Below are 24,709 nucleotides of genomic sequence, written 5' to 3'. Positions count from 1 at the left end.
CGGCGACGCGCCGATATTTAATATCAGAAATTTTTACTACTATCTCTTAAATCAATCTCATGAATTTCTTTGTAAATTGCACATACGTCATTAAGATTAATTCTGAACTGACTCCTCGATTTAGGTTTCCATTTGTTATCAATGAATGAAAGTTTGTCTCCCGGATCGAAAATTATCTTACGGTCATTAAATGCTTGTAAAAATAATCCAAAACTTGTTGATATTCCTAGAGTTATAAGCGGACCAAATTCAACCAGCTTTTGTCCTTCAACACTCTCATAAACATATGGAACATATGCAACCCTGTTGTGCTTTCTCTGCCAATGTTCAAGAATTTTTAAGAATGACCATCCTGCAGCAAGTTCTCCAGTTTTGCTATCAATTAATGCAATTTTCCCATTGGGATCAAAGTTCTTTGCATTAGTAAAACCAATAATTTTTATTATCAGCTTAGCGCTATCTTTTTCTTCTGAATCATATTTAATATCACTGGAAGTAAGATAATACTCAATAGGATTACCATCACTATCTTCTTTACTAACATGCCCATAACGTAATATAAAGTCAGCTTGGCTTGTAGATGTAATCCAACCAATATCGGGTTGAGGAGTAAATAAGGTGATCTTATGGTTATTTCTTTTTTCTAAAGAAGACTGTTTTATTGCTTTTAATTCCCAAACATCAAAATCAGGACTTGGAATAGCATTTTCCCCTATTCCAAGTTCCGCCTCCAAAGTTAATCCAGGCGCATTTTGAGCAATATAAGGTTTTACAATCTTCCCATCATTTGTTAATCTCCAAGGAACAATCTTTTTATTTATAACATTCACAAGCGCAGATTCTAAAATTGAAAATTCGTTATTATTTTCATCATTAATTACAACCTTGCATATATGACCATTTGAAAAAGTATCCATTCTAGGAACGTATTGAGCCGCTGGAGAAGATGCTCCAACAACTAAACCTAAAACATAGGATTCGTGAGAATTGTGTTTCTTGAATGCTCCAAAAAATAAACATCTTCCTTCTTCATGACCACGCTTAGTTTCGTTCATAAGATCAGAAGGACCAGATTCACAACCTTGTAAAAATCCAGAAAATCTTACTTCTGGATATTGAGGATAGTAGCACATTTTAGAATTAGGCGCATCAAATATTCCATTTGGAGTTACCCATTTCCAAGGAATAGGTATTTGTATTACATAATCACTAGAGCTTTTCTTTTTTGAATTAGATTTTTCATATTTTGGAACACCTAAAGGAAGAAATGACAAATCAGAAGGATCTCCAGCAAGCCAAACCTGCTGCTTAGAATTATTATTAGCAACGAGCCTTTTCACCCAAATACTATCCGCACCAGCTTCATTAAGTAAAGCACAAACTTGGCGTATATCCAACTTGTCATACCAATTGGCATCATCTTTGATATCAATACTTTCCATGTTTGAATAATATCAAACATGATAATAATTTAAAAATAACTTTTGTAATAGTTATATTAACTATTTCTACTAGCACCAGATATAGCAAATAATTTTGCCTCTTTAATAGCCTTATCAGCTTCTTCTACATTATTGGTTTTTTTACAATATTCACTACTTTTCATAATATTAACTATGTGCGGACGCATTATACGAGCAACCTCTGCAACGGCCGGAACAACAACAGAATTACCAAATTGTCTATAAGCTTGAGTATCTGAAACAGGAATACGAAAATCATCTGGATAACCCATCAACCTAGCACATTCTCTTGGAGTCAATCTACGTGGGCGATTACCTTTTTGTTCAACAAGTATTTCAGATCCATCTTTATAGTATCTAGCAGAAATTGTACGAGACACCATATCTGGTGTAACTAGGCCGTAGCCAAAACCATGCCCCATTGATTCATGTTTTAACTTATAATCCTGCAAATACTTCCAAAGTCTCTCTGTAAGAGTGTATTTAGCTTGAACAGAATTATTATCAAAATTAAAGAACCTATCTCCATCCCAAGGCAAATAAGGTTCCGTTCCATCGCTTTTATGCAATATATCAGCAAGTATCGGTTTATGCTCAGGAAATCTTAAATCTTCCCAATTAAAATCTGTTTTAGAGCGAAAACCAACAATATAAATTCGTTCTCTATGTTGAGGAACAAAATTCTGACCATCTATGACTTTCCAGTGAACTTCATATCCTAAATCATTCTTTAGAGTATCAATTATAACTTTAAAAGTTCTTCCATTATCATGCGATGTAAGATTCTTCACATTTTCAAGAAGGAATGCAGCTGGCTGTTTTGCAGCAATAATACGTGCAACATCAAAAAATAATGTACCCTGTGTTTTATCCCTAAATCCAGTTTCTCTTCCAAGACTACGCTTTTTAGAAACTCCAGCTACACTAAAAGGTTGACATGGGAAACCTGCCAAAACAACATCACAGTCTGGAATATCTTTTGCATCAATTTTTGTAATATCGCCAGACATATTCTCTGCAAAACCATAATTCGTTCTATAAGTTCTAGCAGAAAACTCGTTCCATTCCGACGAAAAAACCGCATGACCACCATTAGCGGCAAAACCTCTTCTAATACCACCTATCCCCGCGAATAAATCTATTGTGCGAAAATCAACTCCATCTTCACGTGTAGTACCAAAATACAAATCACGTAAAGCCGGAATATAAGCTTGTTTACAATCAACTTTTCCAGATTCCCATCTTTCAACAGTCGATGTTGAAACATGTAAAGACTCAGCAAGCTGTCTACGCGTAATAGATTCCCTCAATAAAGAAATCAAATTATAAGCATTATCATATGAGTCATCTAACAAATTTCCTGTAAAAGCTTTAAAGCACATGGGAAAAATATACCTCATTATGATGACAAAAATTCCCAGATTATTAATATAAATAAGAATCCGATGCATCGTACAGTTAGTACCGGAAAAACGGGAGCTATATACCAAAAGCTATGTTAGAAATCATGTATTAGACTTTGTAATACAAGAGTTTTGCGATAATCGAATCTGTTTTCTACACATTCACTACCCGTGCAAACGTTTCCCAAATCTGCAAAAACGACATTTCCTTTACAAACGTGTAAAAGAAATGTCGAAACAATCTCCTGTAATATTCCACAAAATGACTGACACTCGCGCTCTAAGCGTTCAGGAAGATCGTCGCGCAAACGCCGAGAATTCACAGTGAAAATGTGAAATCACATGAATGCAAAAGTCACTTTTGCGACACGCGCGACACGCTATTCGCAGTAGGAAACACAATTCCCCCCCCCCCGGTAAAAAATTTTTGTTATGTCCAAATAGTATCTAGCATATACATGTGGGTTTTCTGCAATTTGCTCAAATTAGCGAATATTTTGCAGCAATTTTGTATTTATTACTATTTATTTCGAGGACGTACATATCATGAGAAAATCATGCCAAAAAAATAGCAATTTTGACTTCTTCAATACTGCTAAGCAGCAGCGTGATTTTATGCGCGACTACAGCTGAAGCAAACGTAGCTGTCAGCAATAATGCAACAATAAACAATACAGGAACCAATGCAAACACCAATACAAACACACAATTATCTCAACGAGCACAACAAACTAAAGCAATTCAGCAAACTAAACCAGAACAGAAGCCTAAACAATAAAATTCTAGCTCAATAGCGTCAGCTATTTTTGCAGCACAGAACGTGCTTACAACAACACCAACACAAAATAACAATGGCTTTCCTACACATGAACAAGGCACATCCGCATTAGTATTCGATTTTGATTATGCAGAAGATCCTAGTTATGGCCATACATACCAGAGCGCAATGAGCAATGTAAATAATACTATTAAGAACTTGTGGAATAGTCTTCAAATTACCGTAAGTAAGTCTGAAGATACTGCTAAAGATAAAGGCAAAAACGGCAACAAAGACAAAAACAAACCTACTAGCAAAACGTACACTGTTAATAACAGTGAAGTATCACAATATGTATATTCAAACGGTAATGTTATAAAAAAGAGTGATTCAGTTTACCATTTTGGCGGTTACTGGAAAGATGGCGATGTTCTAACCGTTACAGTTGACCCATCTGCGCTAACTAATGCCGGTTACCATTTGTCAGAAGATGTTTACGAAAAAGGCGACACAGACGAAAAAACATACATTAACGGCAAAGGCTACAACGTTTTCAAGATAACATATGATATAAAAGATAAAGATGGTAAACCGAAGGCCATGATTGTACGTATTCCACTAGGAAAATTGAATGTGACATTTAATCCCGAAGGCGGAAGTATAAATGGTAGCACTACAAACGTATCTAATCCAGTAAAAGGCGATAACACTGTCGAGTTTCCTAAAAATCCAACAAAAAATGGGCTTCACTTTAACGGCTGGTATACACAATTCCCGACTACGCTTAACGGAAAAGCATTTCCTAACAATCTGAGTGGGAAAATCTGGTATTGGAGCAATGAAAACAAGTTCTCCGATTACAGTAACGACAACCGTTGGATTCTTTACAACGATTCAAAAATAGACGAACCGGGCGATCAAAAATTCTTATTGAGAGCGCAATGGGTTGCAAAGGTGGCATTTTACAAGCAAAATGGCGGCAATCCAGAGGAAAAATACTTCCTTGAAGGATCGAACTTATTCGCTCTACCAACAAACCCGACTAAAGCGAACTACACCTTTAAAGAGTGGAACACTAAAGCGGATGGCACAGGAAACTCAATCAACGCCACTGCCGCCGCAAATCTAAAACTTAACAGCGATTTGACAGTATATGCTATTTACACTCCAGTTCCACCAAAAGACAACCCACCAAAGAACAACCCTAATCCAACTTCACCTAATGACTACATTAATAAGCCAAATCCTTCAAAACAACAAGATCAGGACGATTCTCCACTTCAATATGTGCCTTTTGACACTAATGACAATAATGCCGGAATATCTTATCTATCAGTAATACCTCAGGTAACGCATAAGCTAAATGAGAACATAGAAAGATTCAGCAATGATAAGGGTAAGATTACAGCACAAATGTCGAATCGAACAACTATAAGCACTGGCGTTCAGCAAAAACATAATGAATTCAAACATGTACAAGCATGTAACAGAAAGTCTGGCTTAGCAAACACAGGATTCGACTTACGCACAGCATGGTACGCAGCACTGCTAACTATTGCTGGAGTAATCGCTACAACTATTAAAACAGTCGCACTAAAAAGCACATCTAAGAGAAAACACTAAAACACTGCTAAAAAATAACTCTGCCTGCGTCAATCGAAACGCAGGCAGATGTCTATTTCAATGTTTATTCGTTAATACTGCAGATACGACTGCGTAACGCTCAATGCCGCTTTTTCGTTACTCACGCAGTCAGCACACTGCACCAGCGTCAGCAACAGCGTCCATAACAGTTTCGCTAGATTCCGCAGCAGCATCTTCAGAAGAAGATTCACCATTAAACTTTGCTAAGCAAGCTTCTTTGTCTGCCATAATCGCGCTTAACAAGCCATGAATAAACGCAATAGCATCATCATCACTATACATTTTTGCGAGAGAAATAGCCTCATCGATAGCTACCTTATCTGGAACTTCGTCGTTTAAGAGAATCTCCCATACGGCTATTCGCAAAATATTACGATCAATCACAGCCATTCTTCCGACTTTCCAGCCAGTAGAATAACGATTCAATGTCTTATCAATCCTATTTCTACGTTCACCAACTCCTCGAATAATATCAACAGCATAATCTGGAAGAGGAGTTTGCGCACCTGGCTCCTTCAAACGTTCTTCAAGCAAAGAAAGAATATTTTGATTCTTTTCATCTGCTTCATACAGCGTATTCAAAGCCCTTTTGCGAGCGGTGGAACGTGCCATAGTATCGTCTTTCTATCAAACTACATAGTCTTATAGATCATTAAAGTCTACAAGAATTAAACTTACATCAATATATATCAAATATTGCACAAAATAGCTATTGCAAAATAAAACGACTCAGCAACAAGAATCGCCGCCGAGTCGCTTTATACAAAAAATTTAATTAGTTTTCACGACCAAGGTAAGAGCCGTCACGAGTGTCGACCTTCACCTTTTCGCCTTCACCCACGAAGAGTGGAACCTGGATTTCAGCACCGGTTTCCACGGTTGCAGGCTTAGTACCAGCGTTAGAACGATTGCCTTGCAAGCCTGGCTCAGTGTGAGTAATAGTCAAAATCACGGAAGCTGGAAGCTCAACGCTCAAAGGAGTGCCGTCATGGAAGCTTACGATGCAGTCGGTGCCTTCAAGCAAATACTTGCTCTGCTCGCCAACCAAAACCTTAGGAATATAAACCTGGTCGTAAGTGGTCATATCCATAAAGACGAAGTTGTCGCCATCTTCGTATGAATATTGCAACGTGCGGTTATCAACGGTCTCGAACTCCATCTTCATGCCGGCATTAAAAGTCTTGTCGACAATCTTGCCCGAGAGCACGTTCTTAATGGTGGTACGCACAAAAGCAGGACCCTTGCCTGGCTTCACGTGCTGGAACTTAACGACGGTCCAAAGCTGACCGTCAAGGTTCAAAACCGATCCATTCTTAATATCATTGGTAGTCTGTGCCACGAGTTATCCGTTTCTTTCGTTAATTAAAGCTGCAATTTACGCAGCTAAGAAATAAACCTTGCTTATTATGCCACAAAGCGTCAACTAATTAAAATAACAACTGAAATAACAACACGCATTTAACGCGATTATTCGTCACTCTTGATCGTTTTGTTCCGACGACTCTGAGTTTTGACTACGACCCATTGGAATATAGCCACCTTGATCATCCTGAGGATGTGGAGCATCAAAAGGATACCCATTGCCATCTCTACTTAAAAATCTATCGCTCATTTTTTTAATTCTATCTTCATACTGGCTTATAACAGCTTTTATTTTTTGATAAGACTGTCTTAACTCTTGATAATTATTGCTGCTTTTAGCAAGAGCATTACCAGCATCATTAATAGCATTTTCTAGACTTTTAGAAGCAACAGCTAAAATAGGCAAATCTTTCGCTTTTTCTACAAGCTCTCTAGCTTTTTTAACAAGATTTAACAATTGATCACCAAAAGCAGTTCTGCGTGTTTTTAAAAGATTATCAGAAGATTTTTTAAGCAAATCCGCATCTTTACTCAAAGTATCCAACTGGTTGGAAAACTTATTTTCAACTGATGGGGAATCGTAAGAACTAGCTCCAACTGGGCAATCTAAAATATCATTTTTCAAATCATCCTTGGCATAATTTAAGGAAGATTGAAAATCGTCAACAGCATCCTTAACTGAATCAAAATAAGCATCAAAATCGGAAGATTTTATTTCAGAAGCATCATGCACGTTTTGGCTTGAAATGATTTTTTTAAGATTAGCTTTAGCTGAAAGAACTTGTGTACGCAACTGCACGCACTTTTTAGATGGCTCGCCAGCGTTTATATTACTAGAACTATGCGCAAACAAAGATAACCATATTCCGATAACAATTGCCACTGCAGTAAGTGAAATAGATATAATCACTGCAATAGCTTTCTTATCGCTTAATAATGATCTGTTTGAATCATTACTAGACCGATCAAAAATGGCATCTTGCTCATACTCAGGCGGATTATTAAATGAATCTATATCATTCAAATCCTGATATTCGTTATTGTCCTCTTTCATAATCCGCCATTCCTGTTTAACAAACCTATGTATGAATAAAATAGCAAGAACACAACTCATACATGACTTATATAATTGCTTAATTATATAAGTCTATAATTGTATAAGTCTATATTGCACAGACAATTTACGCACCATATTCTCGCAAATAATTTTCAGCTCGAGCAGCTAAATTCTCATCCATAACAGCACTTCCGTCATTATTAGTAAGTTTTTGTGCTGCAGCAAAAATTTCACGCACGTTAGCAATTGGCAAAACTGGGAATCCAAACTCCTGCTCTACTGCTTTTACTGCAGAAAGCTCACTATCTTTCGTGCGTTCCATTCTGTCTACTGCCAAAATCAAGCCTACAACTTGCACATTTGCTTCCGCTTTAAGCTTTGGCAAAGTTTCGCGAACTGCGGTTCCAGCTGTCATCACGTCGTCAACTAACAGAACTTTCATGCCGTCTTTTAACGGTTTTCCAACCATAATTCCACCGTCGCCATGGTCCTTTCGCTCTTTGCGATCGAAAGTAAAACCAACAGGCATATTGTGATTATTCGTCAAAGCCATTGCCGTAGAAACTGCAAGCGGAATACCCTTATAAGCAGGACCAAAAACAGTATCAATATCTTTCGGAAGTTTGCCATCTTCAATTGCTGCAACAACGCGCTGAGCGTAATATGCCCCTAAGCTCGCGATTTTCATTCCGTCGTCAAAAGCTCCAGCGTTAATAAAATAAGGTGATTGACGACCAGATTTTAGCGTAAAGTCACCAAATTTAAGTGCGCCTGAATCAAGCAAAAACTTTGTAAAACGTTCGTCTAATTCTGCCATAATTAGCTCTCTTTCTTAAAATAATTTTGAATACTTTCTAAATACTTTCTAAATACTTAATTTCAGCGCCAAGTCTTTCCTTCGGCAAGTAAAGACGCAAGCTTTGGACGCGAATCAAGCAAATCGTCAAGCTCGCGTGCAATGCGAATAGGAGCAGTAGGATCTACCAAAGCGGCAGCACCAACTTCTACAGCATTCGCGCCAGCATACAAGTATTCCAAAGCTTTTTCGCCAGAATCAATGCCACCAATGCCAATAATTGGAATATCTGGCATAGCTTGACGCACTCGCCACACAAACCCAAGTCCAATCGGGAAAATAGCAGGACCTGAAACACCGCCAGTACGGTTTGCAATAATCGGCTCGCCTGTTCGAATATCAATTCGCAAACCAACAAGCGTATTAATCATGCTTAACGCATCCGCTCCAGCATCAACAGCAGCTTTGCAAATCGAGACTATATCAGTAACGTTTGGAGTCATTTTTACAATCATTGGTTTATCTGTCATTGCGCGAAGTCGCTTAATTAAGCGGTGCAATGCCACTGGATCCGTGCCAACGCTCATTCCGCCGTGAGTCACGTTTGGGCAACTTACGTTAATTTCAAGCATGTCTGCAGAAGAATCTGCAAGCTTTTCAACAACTTGAGCATAATCGTCATCACTGTGGCCAGCAACATTTGTGATTACAAGCGCTCCAAGCTTTTTTAACTTTGGAAGCTCGTCTACTAAATAGTGGTCAACTCCAGGATTTTGCAAACCAACAGCATTCACCATTCCAGAAGGCGATTCTGCAGTGCGCGGAGCAGGATTTCCTTGCCAAGGAACAGGTGAAACACCTTTTGTGCAAATTGCACCAAGCTGACTCACGTCGTAAAAGTGAGCGCAAGCCGCAAGCTGAAACGTGCCAGACGCTGTTCCAACCATGTTTTTCCATTCAACTCCAGCAACTTTAGTTGAGTGCTTCCAAACGTGGCTTGTGTCAAATCCCAGAGTTGATGCATTATTTTGCGCGCTATTTTGCACATTCTCTAAAGTATTATTCATTTCGTTACTCATATCTTTTTACTCCCAGCCTAATCTTTCAGAGTCAAACACTGGTCCTTCGTTACAAACTTTAAGTCTGCCTTCTAAAGTATCTACAACGCAAGCAACACAAGTTCCATATCCGCATCCCATTCTTGCTTCTAGGCTTAATTGACATTTAACATTACGCTCATGCGTCCAATGAGCTACAGCCTTCATCATTGGCATAGGACCGCAAGAAAGAACAACAATAGGCAAATCGCCATTAAAATCAAAATGATTTTCTTGCTCTAGTTCATTAAGCAAAGTAATAACAGTTCCTTGCGCGTTGCTAATGCTATAAACATTATCAACGTATTCCTTCATAAATGAGTCAGCAAAATGATTATCGCGATATCCAAGAACCGCAGTCACTTTGCAATTCTTGTTTTTTGCAATCGCCTGTGCAGCACAAATCAAAGGAGGAACACCCAATCCCCCGCTTACAAGAACATAGTGCGCTGGCTTAGAAATATCAAAGCCCAATCCTAATGGTCCTAAAGCGTCTACAGTGTCTCCTGCTTTAAGCTGCGCAAACTCGGCAGTGCCCTTACCAATCACAGCAAAAATAAGAGTAAAAGTATCTCCATCAACGCTTGCAACACCAAATGGTCGAGGAAGCATAGTCGTAGAATCTGGAGAATATAAGTTAACAAATTGCGCAGGAGTGGCAGTTTTAGCAATAGCATCATCGCGCAAAACTAAGCGATACACACCTTCATCAAGCTTTTGATTATCAAGAACTTCTATAGCACGGCGACCTAAAAGACGAGTGTATTTTAAATCATCAGCGTGCAAACTTTTTGCACTAAAAGAATCTGCGCCCGAAGAATCATAAGCGTCTTCACGTAACGTAAATATGGCGTTTCTCAAAGATTTTCGAGTTTGAATAAACATGCCATCACTCATCTAGTTTTACCCTACCTTATGTAGTCGTATCGTTGCGTAATTTAGCTATCTTTAGCTATTTTTAGTTTTAGTTATATTTAGTTATACATGCATAATTGTTTTTACACGCGCATATTCACAATTTTGACACAATGACCTTGAAACATTTCCGAATTGTGATTCGCTTTGCATTAACACTAACACACGATTTATTTATATACTGCTTGTCTTAAATCATCCCTCATGTTTAAAGCAGATTTGCGAGCAGAATCAGATACAATCTCAAGAATATTATTAAGAGAAAGAGAAGACTTGTTTTTAACATAATCTTGCGATTTTCGCCAAGAACCAATAATTCCGCGAGAAGAATTCACTATTGCACCTCGACCATTTTCATCAAACATTCCAGCAACATCTTGTGCCGTTCCACCTTGTGCACCATAACCTGGAACAAGGAAGAAAGTGTGCGGCATAATCTCGCGCAAACGCTTACCTTCTTCTGGATGAGTTGCTCCCACTACTGCTCCTACTCGCGAATACCCTCTAGTCCCAATATTTGATTCACCCCATTTTTCTATCAAACCTGCCATATGCTCATAAACTGGTTTGCCATCTTCAACAACAAGTTCTTGAAGCTCTTTGCTAGAAGGATTAGATGTGCGTAGAAGAACAAAAATATTTTTATTACGCGCTACTGCCTCATCTATAAATGGCTTAACACCATCTGAACCCATATACGGGTTTACAGTAAACGAATCCTCGTGCCACACATCTTTTGTACTAGCGCTTTTAAGAAGATTAACTAAAGATTCGTTAAAATCGTAAGAATCATCTTTGAAATACGAATCAAGATTAGCGAATCCTCGCAAATGTGCTGCATACTGAGCTGCAGTGGAACCAATATCGCCTCGTTTTGCGTCACCAATAACAAATAACCCACGTGATTTTGCATAATCACAAGTCATAGCATAAGTGTCTATTCCAGCTGAACCAAGCGCCTCATACATTGCAATTTGCGGCTTAACAGCTGGAACAATGTCATAAATCGCATCAATAATCGCACGATTAAACTCAAAGTACGATGCAGCAAGCAAGGTTGGCAAAGCCTCTTCATCTTCGACTTCTTGCAAAACTTCATCAGATAATCCACTTAAAATTTGCGCAGGCAAAATCCCAGGCTTTGGATCTAATCCAACAACAGTAGGGTTTTGCTTCGCTGCTATTTCTTCTATCAGTTCGTCCATATTGTTCCTCTACTAGCCGCAAACTATTTTTTAGTTTTTAGTCTTTGTCTTTACTTATAAAACACGACTTATAAAATACACAAATTACATACGAGAAAAGGCGATCTCTGAGCCAACAATAGTAGCCACTGGTCTTCCCTGTAACTGCCATCCTTCAAATGGAGTATTACGAGCCTTTGAATGGAATGAATTCGCATCAACGCTCCATTTTTCACGCATATTAATAAGCACTAAATCAATATTTTCTGGATGTTCAGTTTCACTTAATTTTAATGTTCGTCTCACGGCACAACGCGAAGACACGTTAAGCAAAGCTGCAACATCTGTAGGCCTTCTACTCATAAATTGCATAGGATTAATCGACATAAGTTCAATTAAGTGCTTATCATCCGTATATCCTGCATCAACAAGAACTTTACGGCATACACCATAAGCACATTCCAAACCAATAATCCCATTTGGAGTATTAGCAAAATCGCCAGCTTTATCACCTGCTGTGTGAGGAGCATGATCTGTGGCAATCATATCTATAGTGCCATCTGCAATAGCAGCAAGAGTTGCCTGTCGATCCGCTTTAGATCTTAGTGGTGGATTCATCTTTGCCATTGACCCATACTTAAGCACATCCTCATCGCAAAGAGCAACGTAATGTGGGGCTGTTTCGCAAGTAATCGGCAAACCTTCCTTCTTGGCTTTGCGAATAGCTTCAAAAGCAGCAGCCGTACTAACATGCTGGAAGTGCACGTGAACACCTGTTTTGCGAACTGCTTCTATATCCCTATTAACAATCGCAAGCTCCGTAGACGCAGGAATTCCGCCAACACCTAGAATTTTAGCAACTGGTCCTTCGTTTACCGAGCCATAATCATGGTGCTCACAATGCTCAAGAAGCGGTAATCCTGTTTCTTTCGCCATTTTAAGAACGTCTAGCAAAATCGAATTTGTAACAGCAGAACCATCATCACTTATGGCAGTAATTGGATGCTTTTTCATAGGCGAAGTTTTTTGATTATCATCAACACCATGAACATATTTTTTCCAAAGTTCAATATTGCTTGGTTTTAAACCTTGCCTACTTATTGAAGCACAAACACTTAAATCGTAGTGGACTGGCAATTTTACGCCATAAATACACCCGTATCTTTGCAAAAAATCTATAACGTTTTCTACATCAAAAGGAGCATCATTCCAAGGCTCACCGTCAACAGCTGGAATTGTGTTTGGCATAATCAACACATTCGTATATCCTCCAGCAGCCGCAGCATTGCCCCCAGTCATCATTGTCTCTTTATCAGTTTGACCAGGATCCCTAAAATGCACGTGCGGATCTGCAAAACCAGGAGCAACAATCCAATCGCTTGCATCAATTTCCCCGTAAATTCGGGCATTTTGCTCAATTAAAGCGTCTTGTCTAACGCCATCTACAACCAAATCGATTCGCTCGCCAGTATCCCAAACGGCAATATTTCGCAAGGTTAACATGCGTGAGTCGTTCATATTGCTCCTAGTTTTGCTTATTTCTATTTTTTATTCAGTTTTATTTTTAATTTTGAATTATATTATTCACGTATATTCTACTTGGATTCACTGCAATTCTTCATCACAATACAAGCAATGATACTCATGTTTATCTGACTCAGCTTTATAGAATCTACGCTTAAGAGTCAACTCACTATTTGTTATGCAACGAGAGTTAGGACATATAAGATTTTCTGGAGCATTCTCGTCAGATATGTGAACGCGAGGATTAGCCAACGAAATTCCATGAGCATCGTAAGCTTCCAACTCATCTTTAGGAACATTGACAAAATCAGTCGGTTCATATCCTGGAAGCTCATCTCCAAGAACAGAGCTTTCTAATGCCATTCGCATAAGCATGCCATTCTTAACCTGTTCAAAATATGCTGCACGAGGATCGTCATCAACATCAACAGCGATTTCGTTAATTCTAGGAAGTGGATGAAGCACTGGCATATAAGATTTTGCTTTTTGCAATTTTTCTTCTGTCAAAATGTAAGTGTCACGAAGTCGCAAGTATTGCTCGCTATCTGTAAAACGCTCTTCTTGCACGCGAGTCATGTAAAGAACGTCTAGACTGCCAATAACTTCCATCAAATTGTGCGTTTCTTCGTAAGAGCACGAAGGTGTATCATTAATGCGGTCGATTACGTACTGAGGAGTTTTAAGCTCATCTGGGCTAATTAGCACAAAGTGAACGTTTCCAAAGCGGCATAAAGTTTCAATAAGCGAGTGAACAGTGCGGCCGTATGTTAAATCTCCACATAAACCAACTGTTAAATTATTCAGCCTGCCAAATCGTGCAAGAATTGTAGCTAAATCTGCAAGAGTTTGAGTAGGGTGCATATGACCACCATCTCCTGCGTTAACAACAGGAACACTTCCTGCATGCGACGCCACAAATGCAGCACCTTCTTTAGGATGACGCATAGCTACAACATCTACATAATTTGACACCACTTTTAAAGTGTCGCTAACAGTTTCGCCTTTACTTGCACTAGAAAGCTGAGCGCCTGCAAAACCAATCACCTTTCCACCTAAGCGAAGCATTGCAGTTTCAAAGCTTAGTCGCGTTCTCGTGCTCGGCTCATAAAAAAGAGTGGCCAACACTCTGCCATCGCAAGTGTGGGCCACTTCTTTTCTGTGCTCGTCAATATATCTGGCTTTGTCTAAAAGCATTCGTATTTGCGCCGTGGAAATATCGTCTAAAGTAACAACGCTTTTGTTTGCTAACGATTGAGCAATTGCGCAACGAGAAAAAACTTGATTAGAAGAATCAGAAAATACATTCGTCATAATAGAACCGCTTACCTTTCGCTAGTTGGCAAACGACCGCGACCACACGCGACCTTGTAGATTGTACACGATTTGTCAGACTTAGCGACACAATAAAAATGTTTCTAAATATTAGCGACAGTAGAAAATACGAGACATGACTTCGCGGCATTGACGCATAACAGCCATTAAATCGTTTTCAAAAACGCGACCCTGGTTTGGATCGTATCCAAGATAAGTGGCGATTCCACCCAAAGAATAAGAGTCTGTTGGAAGAACATCCGCGCGCTCCAAGGAACCAGACCACAAGAAGTTCGCATTTCGCACTGCAGAACACATATGCCAGCATTTTTCTAACACATTTGCGTCTTCATCTTCAATCAAATTCAATTCTTTAAGCGCTTTCAATGCTTGCATTGTGCCAACTACGCGCAAGGACTCGTGTTTCCCAGCATATTGCAATTGCAGAAGCTGAACAGTCCACTCAACATCGCTTAAACCACCGCGGCCAAGCTTCAAATGTCTGTCTCTACTAACGCCTCTTGGTAAGCGTTCCGCTTCCATACGCGCTTTAAGCTTACGAATTTCCGCCAATTGAGATTCGCTAAGAGCATCTGGTGAATAGCGCAAGTCGTTTACTACTCCGCTTAGCAGATCATCTGCCAAATCTTTCGACCCTGCAGCAAAACGCGCGCGCAAAAGTGCTTGATTTTCCCACGTACTAGCCCACTTTTGGTAATAATGCTCACACGATTCTAGAGAACGCACAAGCGGACCATCTTTACCTTCTGGTCGCAAATCTAAATCGACCATGATTTTTGGTTCTAAAGTAAGAGGACCTTGCAGAATATTGCGCAATATGTCTACAGTAGTCTGCGCGAAACGGTGAGCAAGATCAGATACGGAATCATATTCAATCTTGCAATCATCACCATTAGACGTCGGCTTATAAACAACCATCATATCCGCATCCGAGCAGAAGTTAACTTCCCTTCCGCCATAACGTCCTAGGGCAATAATGGCAATCGAAGCTTTACTCTCGTCTAAGCCCATTTTTAAAGACGCATCTTTCATAGACCATTGCAGAGCAGCATCAAGTACAGCATCAAACACATCACTCATCGCTTGCATAGAAGTATCATCGTCGATAATCCCGCACATCCAAGCAAGTGCTACTCGCTCAATTTCTTGCCTTCTTAAAGCGCGCAAAAATTGTGCAAAATCCGCAATACTGCTTGAATATCTTGCAACCATTGCTCGCGTTTGCATATCTAGACTTTCTCTGCCTCTAGGTGTAAGAGCCGAATCGTCTCCAAGCCAAGTTATTGACTGTATAGACTTCATCATTGCATCGCCTAAATAACGCGAATCAGACAAAACATGACAAAGCCTGCGAGCTGCGCTAGGAGAATCACGCAAAAATCCAAGATATGTGTTTTTTCCACCAAAACGCTCGGAAAGTCGCCTAAAAGCAAGCAAACCCATGTCGGGATTTTGCCCTTCTCCAAGCCATTTCAACACTGCTGGGAGCAAAATTCTGTGGATTTTAGCAGCGCGTGAAAGTCCATCAGTAAGCGCTTCAACATGCATTTGTGCAGCTTTTGCATCAGCAAAACCGATCGATGCAAAGCGAGCGCGAGCAGCTTCTGCAGACAACACAATAGGATCCGCATCCGTTTGCGCATTGATTGGCAGCATTGGGCGGTAGTAAATATCTTTATGCAAGTGCCTAATTTCTCGGCGCGCTTTGTCGAATCGTGCAACAAGCTCTTCTGGCTTAAGTCTAACAGATCTAGCAAGACGCCTGATTTGTTCGTTATTGTTAAGCTCTTCCGCACTAATGCTTCTAGCGCGATCTAATCCACCATTTCCTTGGGCACCTAAATCTGGGAATAAATGAGTGCGTTGCATACTCCACATTTGCTGGCGATGTTCAAGAACACGCTCAAAACGGTAGTGTTCTGCCAAAATTGCAGCTTGCGACCTAGAAACGTATCCTCCAGCAGATAGTGCATTAAGCGCGCCTAAAGTATCTCTAACTCGCAAAGACTTATCTTCACTTCCGTGCACAAGTTGCAGCATTTGAACTGTAAACTCAACATCTCGCAATCCTCCGCGCCCAAGCTTCATGTCTAAATCTCGCTGAGACACAGGGATCAAAGACTCTACTCGCTGTCGCATATGTTGGCAATCTGCAACAAAGTGTTCTCTACCAGACGCTTTCCAAATAAGCGAATCTGCCATTTGTCTATAATCTTTACCTAGCTGCGCATCTCCTGCAGCTGGCCTCGACTTCAGCAATGCTTGAAACTCCCAGCTACTTGCCCACTTTTCGTAGTATTCGTGATGTGATTCCAAGCGCCTAACAAGAGGTCCATCTTTGCCTTCTGGTCTTAGCGCTGTATCAATTTGCCATAATGGTGGCTCCGCACAACCCATAACAACCGATTGACACACTTTTTGCAAAACAAGTGCAATAGAAGACCCAACTCGCAAAGCTTCATCTTGTTTAACGCCATTAGTTGGTTCTACTACATATATTAAGTCAATGTCTGAAACGTAGTTTATTTCTTGCGCTCCCAATTTTCCCATTGCTATTATTGCAAACCTGCAGCAACAAGATCCAGAAACTTGCCCGCGCGCAATCGCAAGCGCAGCTTCAAGAGCCGCATCCGCAGCATCCGAAAGTTTACGACTTATGTCTGGCTGTAATTCTACAGGGTCTGCGCTCGCCAAATCATATGCCATAATTGCGGCAATATGCTGGCGATATCTCGCTCTAAGAGCACAAACAGCTTGTGCAAAAGGCATAGAGCTTATTGGAACAGTGCACGAATTGCAATTCTTTTCGTCATCTTTTTCTTCGTTTACTACTGTTGCACTATAAGATTGAATAGCTTGAAGTAAATCCGAAACACGTTCTTCTAAAGTCATGTGTAGTAAGTGATTTGGGTCATTTGCTGCAGCGTTTATTAAATCGGTGTGCGTTCTCATTAGCATCGCAAATGATTTAGATGCTCCAAGAACTTGCATTAAAGACGCAAGCGTGCTTGTTATTAATGAATTATTCGAGTTCTCCGCAATATTTTCAACAGTTTTTTTCTGAGATTGATATATATCTTTAAACGCTAAAATTGCGTAATCTGGATCTTCTACTCTATTTATGCTTTCTAAGATTTTGAGCACATTAATTGAGTTATTCTCACAATTTTTGCAAATATCTTCTATGGTTTTACGAGCAGATTCTGGACGAGCAAATCCAGCTTTAACTAGAGTTCTGTATGATAAGTCAGTTTCTTTAGCAAAACTTAAATTAAAATCCGCATGCTGTTTTAAATCAGTGCCTAAATTATGATCTAGATCGCTATTACTGCTTTTTTGACTGCTCATAACGCCACTGTACATTGTGGTGCAGTACAACATAATCCTTGCACTGCACCACAAATCTAGAAATTTACACTATCTTAGTAAAAAGTGGCTTAACGTTTGACCAAATGCTTCTGGTAACGCCAGGACGATTCATTGTGTACAAGTGTATTCCATCTACGCCTTCCGCAACTAAATCGTTAATCTGTTGAGACGCAAATATGCTTCCAGCGTCTTGCAAGACTTCTGGGTTACTTCCCCATCGCTCAATCATTGCTAAAACTGGTTCACTTATTTTAGAAGAGCACATTTTTGTCATTCGCTTAACTTGATTAGCATTTACAACAGGCATAACTCCAGCTTCAATTGGAACGTTAATGCCAGCTTTTCTAGCTAAATCCCTAAAGTGCAAAAAGTCATCATTATTGTAAAAAAGTTGCGAAATCAAGTGAGTTACTCCAGCATCAACTTTTCGCTTTAGATTATCGATGTCTTCTTGCAAAGTAGCAGCTTCTGGATGTTTTTCTGGGTAGCATGCACCCAAAATAGGCAAATCTGGGCGCTTTGAGTGAATATATGATACTAAATCGCTTGCGTGATTAAATACTCCAGCAGCATTCTGATTTTCAATAACGTCTCCGCGCAAAGCTAAAACGCCACTAACGCCTGCCTTATCAAACATATCTAAAGCTTCGTCAACATCCTCATGATCCAAGTATCTTGCTGTTAAGTGAGCAACAGTTTTAATGCCATACTCCGATCGAATAGTGTTGGCGATTCTAGCAGTAGCAGTTCGATCCGAAGATTTTCCAGTTCCATAAGTTACAGATATAAAATCTGGATCCAATCCCCTTAAGCCATCTAAAGTGTCGTAAATCGTACCTATTGGAGATGTTCTTTTAGGCGGAAACACCTCTAGCGAAAACTTTGGTTTGTACGTCATTTTAGACTACCGCCCAATTCGCTTCTAACTGTTTTAGCTGCCGAAACAAGATTTTGCAAGCTAACCCAAGTTTCTGCATTTCCGCGAGTTTTCAAGCCACAATCTGGATTAATCCACAGCTTGTCTGCTGGCATTTTGTGCAAAATCTCGTGAATCCTGTTAACAATCTCATCTTCGCTAGGAACGCGAGGAGAGTGAATATCATAAACACCAGGGCCAGCTTCTGTTTCAAAGTTCGCGTTATGAATAGCGTCCAAAACAACTAGATCTCCGCGCGAAGCTTCAAACGATATCACGTCCGCATCCATTGCATCAATGTCTCGAATAATGTCGTTGAATTCCGAATAGCACATATGAGTGTGGATTTGCGTAGTAGCAGCTACAGCAGAGTGCACAAGACGGAAAGCTGCAATCGCCCAGTCCAAATACTTCTTATGCCAATCCGAGCGTCTAAGCGGAAGCTTTTCTCGTAGCGCTGCCTCATCGATTTGAATTACGCGAATTCCAGCACGCTCCAAGTCCAAGACTTCATCTCGAATAGCAAGAGCAAGCTGCTGAGTTTGCTCTTCGTGCGTAATATCTTCGCGAGGCCAAGACCAGTTAAGAATCGTAACAGGCCCCGTTAGCATGCCTTTCATAACATGGTTTGTGCGGCTTTGAGCATACGCACTCCACTCTACTGTGATTGGCTGCGCTCTAGAAACGTCGCTCCAAACGATTGGAGGCTTTACGCATCGAGTTCCATAAGACTGCACCCAAGCGTTTTTTGTAAACTTAAATCCGTGCAAATGCTGGCCAAAGTATTCAACCATGTCGTTTCGCTCAAATTCGCCATGTACAAGAACGTCTAAGCCAATGCGCTCCTGGTGTTCTATGCACTCGTCTATTTGCTTGGCAATAAACGCGTTGTATTCTTCTTTGCTAATTTCGCCTTTTCTATAAAGCGCTCGAATCGATCTTATTTCTTTTGTTTGAGGGAAGGATCCGATAGTTGTTGTAGGCAAATCAGACAATCCTAATGCTTCTTTTTGTAATTTTTGACGCTCCGCGCGAGATGGCTTTCGCTCAAAATCTTCTGGCTTAAGGCTTGCGATTCGCGCTTTAACATTTTCGTCTACTTTTACTCTAGACCCATCGAATAATGCCTGATTTTGCGCTAATTCCTCGCTGTTTTTAAGCTCATCATCATTCAAAACGCAAAGCTTAGCGATTTCGCTTACTTCCTTCAGCTTTTCTACAGCAAACGCAAAATGCTTTAATACGTCTTCGCCAAGCTCTTCTCCATCCGTACTAAATGGAACATGCAAAAGCGAGCATGCAGTGGAAACAGCTATGCGATTAGTAACGTTTTTTTGCAAAGCATCTAGCAAGCCAAGGCTTTGCGCGTAATCATTTTTCCAAATGTTTCTGCCGTTTACAACTCCTGCAAAAATAGTTGTTTTCTCGTTTACTCCATATTTTTGCAAAGCTTCAAGGTTTTCTTCTTTGCCTTCTACAAAATCTAAGCCAATTGCATCAAATGCCAAATCGTTTAGTGTTTTGTACGAGTCTAAAATATTGCCAAAATAAGTGTTAAGCAAAATTTTAACGTTTTCAGCATTATCCGCGCTTTCAAATCTGCTTTGAAGAATCGGATTATATAAGTCGCTAAAAATCCTTAAATCTCCATCTTCTTTATCTAAGCACAAGTATGGTTCGTCGAATTGCAACCATTTTGCTCCAAGACTTGCAAATCGTTTTACAATATCGCAATACGCGTTTGCTAATGCTTCAATCGTCTCTTTGTTTGCTTCTAATTCTTGTGCTTGCGGGGTGCGCGCTAGTTTTAAGAAGGTGTATGGTCCAATCAACACTGGTTTTGTTTCAATTCCGAGTGCTTTTGCTTCATTGAACTCGTCGAATGGTTTTGTGCCAGCTAAATGCAAATCTTGCGGATTTTCTACTTCGGGAACAATGTAGTGGTAGTTGGTTGTGAACCACTTTTTCATTGGAAGCGCTGTTACGTCTCCGCGTTCACCTTGATATCCGCGTGCGATTGCAAAAAGCGTATCTTCTGCATTTTCAAACTCTAGATTCTTGTACCGTTCTGGCACTGCACCAAGCAAGATTGCTGTGTCTAGCATTTGATCGTAATAGCTAAAATCATTACTTGGTATAAGTTCTATTCCAGATTCTGTTTGGATTTTCCAATGCTTTTTGCGCAAATCTTTTGCAACTTGTCTTACTTCTTCTAGAGTTGTGTCTTTTTTCCAATAGCGTTCAATAACTTTTTTAAGCTCGCGATTTGCGCCGATTCGTGGGAATCCCTGTACGGACGTAAGAACAGTATGCATATATCCTCCAAATAATTAACAACCTGATTCAGCCTAGCAAACATTTGGCTTAATGAGGTCATTAGCTATTTGGGGGTGTCGTTATAACCTAAACTTATATGCAGATTTATGCAGATGATTCGTGTGGATTTTATGCAAATTTTATAAGGATTTTATGCAAATTTATGCGTATTTTACTATTCAAAATCCTTTGGGGTTATAATTCCCAACGCTTTAGCTCCTCGCAAACCGCAAGATGCAAAAGGTACGTCGGATACTAAAACAATAATCGAAGCATTAGCTAACCCGAGTCGCATTGTTCCTAATATATCAGGATCTGAATCTGGAGAAGAAAGCCATTGCGCAGCCATCGACATTGTTGGCTCATGACCAATAATCATTGTTATTCTAGAATCGCTCCTAATCGCACAAAGCTCATCCATTACAGACTGCATTCCGCCATCATATAAGCTTTTTCTTGACGCTACTATTGGAGAATCTCCGAACTTTTTAAGCATTTTGTGCATCGTTTGTTCGGTGCGATTTGCACTTGAACAAATAATGTAGTCTGGAACAAGCTTTAGAGATTGCAAACCTTTTGCCATTATTTTTGCTTGTTTTAAACCTTTATCGCTAAGGTCCCTTCCCCAATCGTCTCCCATTGTTGGCGGCTGTGCTTTTGCGTGGCGCATTAGTAGCAGCACATATTTTGCGTGCTTTACTTTTTTAACGATTTTTTTGATTGACGCCGCCATTTTAATCTCCTCAGTCTTCAGTTAAGCCTTATCAGGCTTTGGATTTGAGTTAGGTAATTGTGCGATTTGCAAATCTAAATCTCTAAGGACTTTTCTAAGCTTTCTATCGGATATATCTCTAAGAGACAAGTCTTCTAACTGTTCTGCGCGCTCTTCGGGAGTTAAGTCATCAATATCGCTAACAGTATCTTTTGTAGCACGATCGCGCTTTTTTAACGCATTAAATCCTTGCGCCATTGCGCGCGAAATAACCAGAAAACCAGTATGACCTATCATTGCGTGATCTGGTCTAACTGCTAAATCTTGTGCTTTCCAAGTTCTTTCTAAAGTTTCTTGAATCTCTGGTTCTGTCCAAACTCCCGAAGCTCGCAAACTTTGTGCCATTCTAGACATTTGCGTTGTAGTTGTTACGTACGCAACCAATACTCCACCTGGAGCAATAACTCTATAAGCCTGTTCAAGCCTGTTCCAAGGGTCAAGCATATCTAGCATAATGCGATCAAAATAGCCTTCTGGAAGAGACTTTGCTACTGAGTCAAAATCTCCAGTTAAAAGATTCCACCATTCTGGTTTTTCGCCATAGTAAATTGTTGCGTTTAGTTGCGCGATTCTAGCAAAATCAGGTCTAAGCTCTATTGTTGTAAGCTCACCAATTTGACCAACAGCGTCTAAAAGACTTAAGCTCATCGCGCCAGATCCTGCTCCCGACTCTAAAACACGCATTCCAGAGCGAATATCTCCTAAAGAAATCACTTGTGCAATATCTTTTGGATACATGATTTGAGCGCCTCTTGGCATAGATAAAACGTAATCCGCCAATCGCGGACGCATAACTACATAATCCCATCCGCCTATTGCGCGGGCTGCCATCCATGGCTTGTTTGATTCTTTAGATGCGTCAAGCTGCTTATTGCTACGCTCAAAATCACGTTTTGTGCTAACTGTTGTTACTACAACACCTTGAGTTTTGCCAATAACATCGTCGTGCAAAATAATGCCGTGTTCGGTTTGTGTAACTCCGCCTTTAGTAAGCTGTGCTGTGATTCGCTTGCCTTTTCTATCGGTGAATTGGATTTTTTCACCAACTTGCAAAACTCCTCTACGTGCATAGCTTTCGTACACAAAACACCTCACTTATCTTCAGAACGACTTTTACTATTATAAGCTAACGGTTGTAAGTGGCATTGCTGAATCGATTGCAAAATCTGGAGCGGACGGACGAACGCCTGCTTCCACCAAATTCACACCAAGCATTGCCACCATTGCTCCGTTATCAGTGCAAAGCTTAAGCTCTGGCAAACGAACTTCGATTCCATGCTCTTTGCCTTGTTCTAAAAGATGTTCTCTAAGTTGCGAGTTTGCAGAGAATCCGCCACCAATCAACAAAGTTTTTGAACCGTATTGCTCGCAGCCCATCATAGCTTTGCGAGAAAGAACATCCGCAACAGAGTTTGCCAAAGATGCGCAAACATCGTCCACTGGTATTTCTAAGCCTTGTGCTTGGCGAGCTTCCACCCAACGCGCAACAGCTGTTTTGACACCCGAAAAACTAAAGTCGTAAGGATGCTCTTTGCCAGAACGACCTTGCGTAAGTCCTTGCGGAACCTTCAACGTATTTGGATCCCCAAGGCGCCCGTGCCTGTCAATATGCGGACCTCCTGGATAAGGGAATCCTAGCAATCTAGCTACTTTATCAAAGCATTCGCCAGCTGCATCGTCTAATGTTGTTCCAACAACATCTATACTGCGCGCAATGTTATTAACATGCAAAAGAGAAGTGTGACCTCCCGAAACTATAAGCGCTAGAACGTCTTTAGGTACATCGCCAAATTGCAATTGTGTTACTGCAATGTGTCCAATAACGTGGTTTATTCCATAAATCGGCTTTTTTGCTGCACTTGCTAGTGCTTTAGCTCCCGAAACTCCAACAGCTAAGCATCCTGCTAATCCCGGACCTGCACTTACTGCTATAGCGTCAATATCGCTTAAATCCATATTTGCATCTGCTAATGCTTTTGAAACAACTGGCACGAATGCTTCTGCATGCGCGCGTGATGCGATTTCTGGTATAACACCACCGTAGCGTGCGTGTTCTTGCATTGAGGATGCTACAACGTTAGAAACTAATGTTCTTCCTTTAACGATTGCGGCTGCTGTTTCATCGCAAGTTGATTCAATGCCTAAAACTATTGGCTCGCTTGTTTTATTCATTGTTTCGCTCATTATTATCCTCACTTTTAGCGCTGTTATAAGCTTCGCTAGATTCTTCTAAGCTTTTTGAGCTTTTTAAATTTTCTAAGTCTTCTAAGTCGTCTATTTGTGCGCACATTGTATATGCGTCTATTCCTTCTGGCATATAGTATTTTTTTCTTAATCCCATTTTTGTAAAACCGAATTTTTCATACAGTTTTAGCGCTGGATTGTTATTTACCCTAACTTCTAAAAGCATTCGTTTTGCGCCTATTGATTTTGCATTTTCAATCATAGTTTTTAGAAGATTGCTTGCAATTCCTCGCTTTTGATATTCTTTTGCAACACCTATTGTCATTATTTGAGCGTCGTCGCCATCAAACCAAAATCCCGCATACCCAGCTACCGTATTTGTGTTTAGATCAACATCTGCATAATACGCGCGCATTGGTGCTTGTAACTCTTGCAAAATCATGTTCTTGTTCCAGCATCCTGGTCCAAACAAGTCTGCTTCGATTTTTGCAATTTGAGAAACTATTGCTTCATATTTTGCATAATCAATTTTCTCTATTGCGCAGCTTTGACTATTTGATGCACAAGCTGGATATTTTGAGCGAGTTATGTATACAATCATATGTGTACTTCGCTTGA

The 24,709-nt window shown here is 40.2% G+C and carries 19 protein-coding genes; 1 reads left to right on the top strand and 18 read right to left on the bottom strand.

Going from position 1 to position 24,709, the window contains the following annotated elements; genetic code table 11:
* Nucleotides 1-23: 23 nt before the first annotated feature.
* Entirely contained in the window at nt 24-1,442 is a 1,419-nt protein-coding gene (locus tag HXT25_RS06315; protein ID WP_020760290.1) for an MvaI/BcnI family restriction endonuclease, read from the bottom strand.
* Nucleotides 1,443-1,498: 56 nt separating this feature from the next.
* On the bottom strand, nt 1,499-2,845 hold the full coding sequence (dcm, locus tag HXT25_RS06310; RefSeq protein ID WP_116439847.1) for a DNA (cytosine-5-)-methyltransferase: 1,347 nt from the start codon (nt 2,843-2,845) through the stop codon (nt 1,499-1,501).
* Between the two features lie 841 nt (nt 2,846-3,686).
* On the opposite strand from dcm, the gene HXT25_RS06305 reads away from it, so the two are divergent.
* On the top strand, nt 3,687-5,246 hold the full coding sequence (locus HXT25_RS06305) for an InlB B-repeat-containing protein (RefSeq protein WP_422118815.1): 1,560 nt from the start codon (nt 3,687-3,689) through the stop codon (nt 5,244-5,246).
* Nucleotides 5,247-5,375: 129 nt separating this feature from the next.
* Here HXT25_RS06305 and nusB read toward each other — a convergent pair whose 3' ends face one another.
* From nusB to rimI, 16 genes are all read right to left on the bottom strand, one after another.
* Nucleotides 5,376-5,879 carry a transcription antitermination factor NusB gene (gene nusB, locus HXT25_RS06300; protein WP_020760286.1) on the bottom strand — a complete coding sequence of 168 codons (504 nt, stop codon included), beginning with the start codon at nt 5,877-5,879 and terminating at the stop codon, nt 5,376-5,378.
* Between the two features lie 163 nt (nt 5,880-6,042).
* Nucleotides 6,043-6,606: an elongation factor P gene (gene efp / locus HXT25_RS06295; RefSeq protein WP_004111770.1), complete on the bottom strand. Its 564-nt coding sequence runs from the start codon at nt 6,604-6,606 to the stop codon at nt 6,043-6,045.
* 135 nt (nt 6,607-6,741) lie between these two features.
* On the bottom strand, nt 6,742-7,683 hold the full coding sequence (locus HXT25_RS06290; RefSeq protein ID WP_422118814.1) for a hypothetical protein: 942 nt from the start codon (nt 7,681-7,683) through the stop codon (nt 6,742-6,744).
* A gap of 127 nt (nt 7,684-7,810) precedes the next feature.
* A complete protein-coding gene (gene pyrE, locus HXT25_RS06285; protein WP_004111772.1) occupies nt 7,811-8,503 on the bottom strand; it encodes an orotate phosphoribosyltransferase in 693 nt (230 codons plus the stop codon).
* 62 nt (nt 8,504-8,565) lie between these two features.
* Nucleotides 8,566-9,561 carry a dihydroorotate dehydrogenase gene (locus tag HXT25_RS06280; protein WP_004111773.1) on the bottom strand — a complete coding sequence of 332 codons (996 nt, stop codon included), beginning with the start codon at nt 9,559-9,561 and terminating at the stop codon, nt 8,566-8,568.
* Nucleotides 9,562-9,567: 6 nt separating this feature from the next.
* Nucleotides 9,568-10,476 (bottom strand): dihydroorotate dehydrogenase electron transfer subunit, encoded by a 909-nt coding sequence (locus HXT25_RS06275; protein WP_004138030.1) that lies wholly within the window; start codon nt 10,474-10,476, stop codon nt 9,568-9,570.
* Nucleotides 10,477-10,664: 188 nt separating this feature from the next.
* The gene (gene pyrF, locus HXT25_RS06270) at nt 10,665-11,699 is read right to left on the bottom strand and encodes an orotidine-5'-phosphate decarboxylase (RefSeq protein WP_004138240.1); all 1,035 of its coding nucleotides are present in this window, start codon (nt 11,697-11,699) and stop codon (nt 10,665-10,667) included.
* Nucleotides 11,700-11,783: 84 nt separating this feature from the next.
* Nucleotides 11,784-13,196: a dihydroorotase gene (locus tag HXT25_RS06265; RefSeq protein ID WP_004111776.1), complete on the bottom strand. Its 1,413-nt coding sequence runs from the start codon at nt 13,194-13,196 to the stop codon at nt 11,784-11,786.
* Between the two features lie 87 nt (nt 13,197-13,283).
* Nucleotides 13,284-14,513 carry an aspartate carbamoyltransferase gene (gene pyrB / locus HXT25_RS06260; RefSeq protein ID WP_004117214.1) on the bottom strand — a complete coding sequence of 410 codons (1,230 nt, stop codon included), beginning with the start codon at nt 14,511-14,513 and terminating at the stop codon, nt 13,284-13,286.
* Between the two features lie 111 nt (nt 14,514-14,624).
* A complete protein-coding gene (locus HXT25_RS06255; protein WP_004111778.1) occupies nt 14,625-17,897 on the bottom strand; it encodes a bifunctional [glutamine synthetase] adenylyltransferase/[glutamine synthetase]-adenylyl-L-tyrosine phosphorylase in 3,273 nt (1,090 codons plus the stop codon).
* A gap of 49 nt (nt 17,898-17,946) precedes the next feature.
* Complete coding sequence (gene metF, locus HXT25_RS06250; RefSeq protein ID WP_101890198.1) at nt 17,947-18,801, bottom strand: methylenetetrahydrofolate reductase [NAD(P)H]; 855 nt, start codon at nt 18,799-18,801, stop codon at nt 17,947-17,949.
* Entirely contained in the window at nt 18,798-21,134 is a 2,337-nt protein-coding gene (gene metE, locus HXT25_RS06245) for a 5-methyltetrahydropteroyltriglutamate--homocysteine S-methyltransferase (RefSeq protein WP_422118813.1), read from the bottom strand. Before metE ends, metF begins: the two co-directional genes overlap by 4 nt.
* A gap of 176 nt (nt 21,135-21,310) precedes the next feature.
* A complete protein-coding gene (locus HXT25_RS06240) occupies nt 21,311-21,868 on the bottom strand; it encodes a SixA phosphatase family protein (protein WP_004117220.1) in 558 nt (185 codons plus the stop codon).
* Between the two features lie 21 nt (nt 21,869-21,889).
* Nucleotides 21,890-22,990, bottom strand: coding sequence for a tRNA (adenine-N1)-methyltransferase (locus HXT25_RS06235; RefSeq protein ID WP_048730251.1), 1,101 nt, complete (start codon nt 22,988-22,990; stop codon nt 21,890-21,892).
* Between the two features lie 36 nt (nt 22,991-23,026).
* Nucleotides 23,027-24,091 carry a tRNA (adenosine(37)-N6)-threonylcarbamoyltransferase complex transferase subunit TsaD gene (gene tsaD, locus HXT25_RS06230; protein WP_004111783.1) on the bottom strand — a complete coding sequence of 355 codons (1,065 nt, stop codon included), beginning with the start codon at nt 24,089-24,091 and terminating at the stop codon, nt 23,027-23,029.
* On the bottom strand, nt 24,072-24,692 hold the full coding sequence (gene rimI, locus HXT25_RS06225) for a ribosomal protein S18-alanine N-acetyltransferase (RefSeq protein ID WP_422118812.1): 621 nt from the start codon (nt 24,690-24,692) through the stop codon (nt 24,072-24,074). The genes tsaD and rimI overlap by 20 nt, the downstream gene beginning before the upstream one ends.
* Between the last annotated feature and the right edge of the window lie 17 nt (nt 24,693-24,709).

The sequence above is a fragment of the Gardnerella sp. DNF00476 genome, from assembly GCF_049262735.1.
Classification (GTDB): domain Bacteria; phylum Actinomycetota; class Actinomycetes; order Actinomycetales; family Bifidobacteriaceae; genus Bifidobacterium; species Bifidobacterium vaginale.
The sequence above is the reverse complement of the archived record's forward strand: the minus strand, read 5'-3'. Positions and strand labels throughout refer to the sequence as shown.